Origin of the sequence: Microcystis sp. M169S2 (assembly GCF_020245865.1) — a bacterium.
GTDB lineage: Bacteria > Cyanobacteriota > Cyanobacteriia > Cyanobacteriales > Microcystaceae > Microcystis > Microcystis ichthyoblabe_A.
Map to the genome: position 1 here is coordinate 1 of NZ_JADBUB010000043.1, position 2,897 is coordinate 2,897.

General features: G+C 39.2%; 7 protein-coding genes. 6 read left to right on the plus strand and 1 reads right to left on the minus strand.

Annotation, left to right across the window (positions count from 1 at the left end; all coding sequences use genetic code 11):
- Positions 1 to 316: 316 nt before the first annotated feature.
- From IM485_RS05165 to IM485_RS05190, 6 genes are all read left to right on the plus strand, one after another.
- Positions 317 to 553, plus strand: a complete 237-nt coding sequence (locus IM485_RS05165; RefSeq protein ID WP_002758607.1) for a DUF433 domain-containing protein — start codon at positions 317 to 319, stop codon at positions 551 to 553.
- Positions 550 to 903 (plus strand): DUF5615 family PIN-like protein, encoded by a 354-nt coding sequence (locus tag IM485_RS05170; protein WP_287741734.1) that lies wholly within the window; start codon positions 550 to 552, stop codon positions 901 to 903. The genes IM485_RS05165 and IM485_RS05170 overlap by 4 nt, the downstream gene beginning before the upstream one ends.
- A gap of 118 nt (positions 904 to 1,021) precedes the next feature.
- Complete coding sequence (locus tag IM485_RS05175; protein WP_287741737.1) at positions 1,022 to 1,234, plus strand: hypothetical protein; 213 nt, start codon at positions 1,022 to 1,024, stop codon at positions 1,232 to 1,234.
- A 1-nt stretch (position 1,235) separates the two neighbouring features.
- A complete protein-coding gene (locus IM485_RS05180; protein WP_287741740.1) occupies positions 1,236 to 1,667 on the plus strand; it encodes a type II toxin-antitoxin system VapC family toxin in 432 nt (143 codons plus the stop codon).
- 68 nt (positions 1,668 to 1,735) lie between these two features.
- Positions 1,736 to 2,035, plus strand: coding sequence for a type II toxin-antitoxin system HigB family toxin (locus IM485_RS05185; protein WP_002797368.1), 300 nt, complete (start codon positions 1,736 to 1,738; stop codon positions 2,033 to 2,035).
- Positions 2,019 to 2,417 (plus strand): helix-turn-helix domain-containing protein, encoded by a 399-nt coding sequence (locus IM485_RS05190; RefSeq protein ID WP_002777883.1) that lies wholly within the window; start codon positions 2,019 to 2,021, stop codon positions 2,415 to 2,417. The genes IM485_RS05185 and IM485_RS05190 overlap by 17 nt, the downstream gene beginning before the upstream one ends.
- 175 nt (positions 2,418 to 2,592) lie before the next feature.
- On the opposite strand, the gene IM485_RS05195 is transcribed toward IM485_RS05190, so the two are convergent.
- Positions 2,593 to 2,897, minus strand: a 305-nt coding sequence (locus IM485_RS05195; protein WP_502882158.1) for a WD40 repeat domain-containing protein, incomplete at its 5' end; no start/stop codon positions are given.

Sequence of the window (2,897 nt, forward strand, 5' to 3'; positions counted from 1 at the left end):
CTTAAATATTGGAAGAAAGGTAGTCGGAGAGGCCGTCTTTAGCGGGAATCCGATAGAGAGGTTCGTAGTTAACCCAGTACGGGTCAAAGCGTACAAAGCTAATTCTAGATGCAATATTTGCGTACAGAATTAGTAACTATAGTAGATTAAACCTCTTGCATAATTAATTTGCGAGGGTTCAAAAATGAGAAAAAAGGTTAAATTTTGTCAAGAAATTGCTTAAAGTTTTGTAAAGCAACTTGACTTAAAGACAGAATTGTGCATAGTAGAAGTAGGCGGAGAGAAGATTGGACGATTACAAGCAACTGAATTACCTATGGAAAACCAACTTTGGCAGCGAATCACCCTCGATTTAAATATCTGTCATGGCAAACCTTGCCTTCGAGGATTGCGTTATCCTGTTGAATTTATCCTAGAATTACTTAGTTCTGGCATGAGTATCGAAGACATTTTAGCCGACTACGATGATTTGGAACGGGAGGATATTCTAGCGGCGTTATTGTTTGCCACTCGATTAACTCAGGTAAAAAGCATCTACCAAATTGCACCATGAACTTTTTAGTCGATGCCCAATTGCCAGTTCGTTTAGCCCGTTTTTTGCAAGCTGCTGGTCATGATACAATTCATACTAAAGATTTACCCCAACAAAATGCCACGACAGATGCAGAAATTAACGCTCTTTCAATTCAACAAAATCGTATTGTTATTACCAAAGACACAGATTTTCTCGATTCATTTTTGATTAGTCAAGAACCTTATAAGCTTCTGCTAGTGACTACGGGTAATATTACGAATGTTGAATTAGAAGCATTATTTCAGAATAATTTACCTCAAATAAAAGCACTTTTTACTCAACATTCGTTAAGAGAAATGAGTCGCAACTCAATCATCGTTCATCAATAATTTTACCCGGAGTGCTGTGTATGGTTTCATCAGTTCATCGTATGGCTTCTGGCGTTGAAACAAATTTTGTTTTAAAGCTAACCTTTGAGCAAGAGCAGAATAGGAGGATATGTCAACCATGTTAAGCACTGATCTAGAGATAAGACTAGCAACTTTAGAAGCTGAAGTAGCACTGCTTAAGCGTTTGCTACCTACTGTCAGCGAAACTCCCTGGTGGGAAAAAATTGTCGGCACTTTTGCTGACGATCTGGTTTACGAAGAGGCAATGCAGTTTGGTCAAGAGTACCGCCAGTCTCTAAAACCTTTAGCCGAGGAAGCATCCGAATCCTGAAATGTATCTCCTTGACACCGATCATATTAGTATTCTCGATCGCGGGGGACAACCGGCACAACAATTGCTGAAAAAACTGGCTGCTATTACAAGCAGCGAAGTTGCCACCACAATTATCACCTACGAAGAACAAATGCGGGGATGGCTCAGTTACATAGCCAAGACCAATTCGATTGAAACCCAAGTTGTTGCCTATCGAAGGCTAGAAAAGCACCTCGCTAATTATCGCACGATTCCCATTGTCGGCTTTGATGAAAAGGCAGCTCAAGTTTTTCAAGAACTTCGGGTAACTTACCCTCGTTTGGGTTCGATGGATTTGAAGATTGCTGCTATCTCAATGGTTAATCAGGCTATCCTGCTGACGAGAAATCTCTCAGATTTTGGGCAAATTGCCGGTGTAAGAGCAGAAGATTGGACGATTACAGGCAACTGAATTACCTATGGAAAAACCAACTTTGGCAGCGAATCACCCCCAGAGATAATTTATGTTTGTTTTTATAAATGCACGTCATCAGCTATCGAAGACTACGAGAATTTACGAATAAACACGCTGATTCCCGAATAGCTTTAGAGAATTGGTATAAAATTGCCAGTCAAGCGATTTGGTATAATTTAGTTGAGGTTCAAACAGTATTTCCTAAAGCAGAAGCAGTTGGTAACTTTACTGTTTTTAACATTAAAGGGAATAGTTATCGTCTCATAACCAGTATCGATTATCAGAAGCGGCTAATTTATATCAAGTATGTTTTAACTCACGCTGAATACGATAAGGAGCAATGGAAAAATGACCCTTACTTTTAATCCAGAAAAATACAAAGAATTACTAGCTCGCCATTTACCTAAAGTTATTAAAACAGAGGCAGAAAATGAAAAAGCTTTGGCTATTGTGGAAGAATTAATGCACCGTCAGCAGCGAACTCCCGAAGAAGATGAACTTTATGAGCTTCTAATTTTTTTAATTGGGAATTTTGAAAAAAGCTTTTATCTACAGGAATCAACCACACCTCATTCTATGTTATTGTTTTTGATGGAACAGCAAAGCGTTAATAAGAAAGACATAGCCAGAATCCTTGGCTCTGACAAAATTGCTTCTAGTTTAATTGAAGGAAAAGGGTCAATTACCCAAGAACAGGCGAAATTATTAGGACATTTCTTTAATGTAGATTATAGTTTGTTGATGTAGATACGATCCCCTCTAGCTTGTCGGTTGGGTTGAGCGCTTTAATATTTAGAAGAAAACTGCTCGATTCAATAATTTGAGCCAAAACCCAACATTTTTAAAGACATCGGTGCAGTTTCCCGCAAGTGTCGCTCATTTTTGATAGACAAAAATTATTGCTGTCACCCCAAACACAACTTTACTGCCCCACCCGCCAAATTTTGATAGTATTGTCACGACTCCCACTAGCTAAATAGCGGCCATCGGGACTATATACTACTGACCAAACCACCTTAGAATGACCAGTAAGGGTACGCAATTCTTTTCCCGTTGCTACCTCCCAAATTTTGATAGTTTTGTCATCACTACCACTAGCTAAATAGCGGCCATCGGGACTATATACCACTGACCAAACACTACCAGAATGACCAGTAAGGGTACGCAATTCTTTTCCCGTTGCTACCTCCCAAATTTTGATAGTTTTGTCAACACTACCACTAGCTA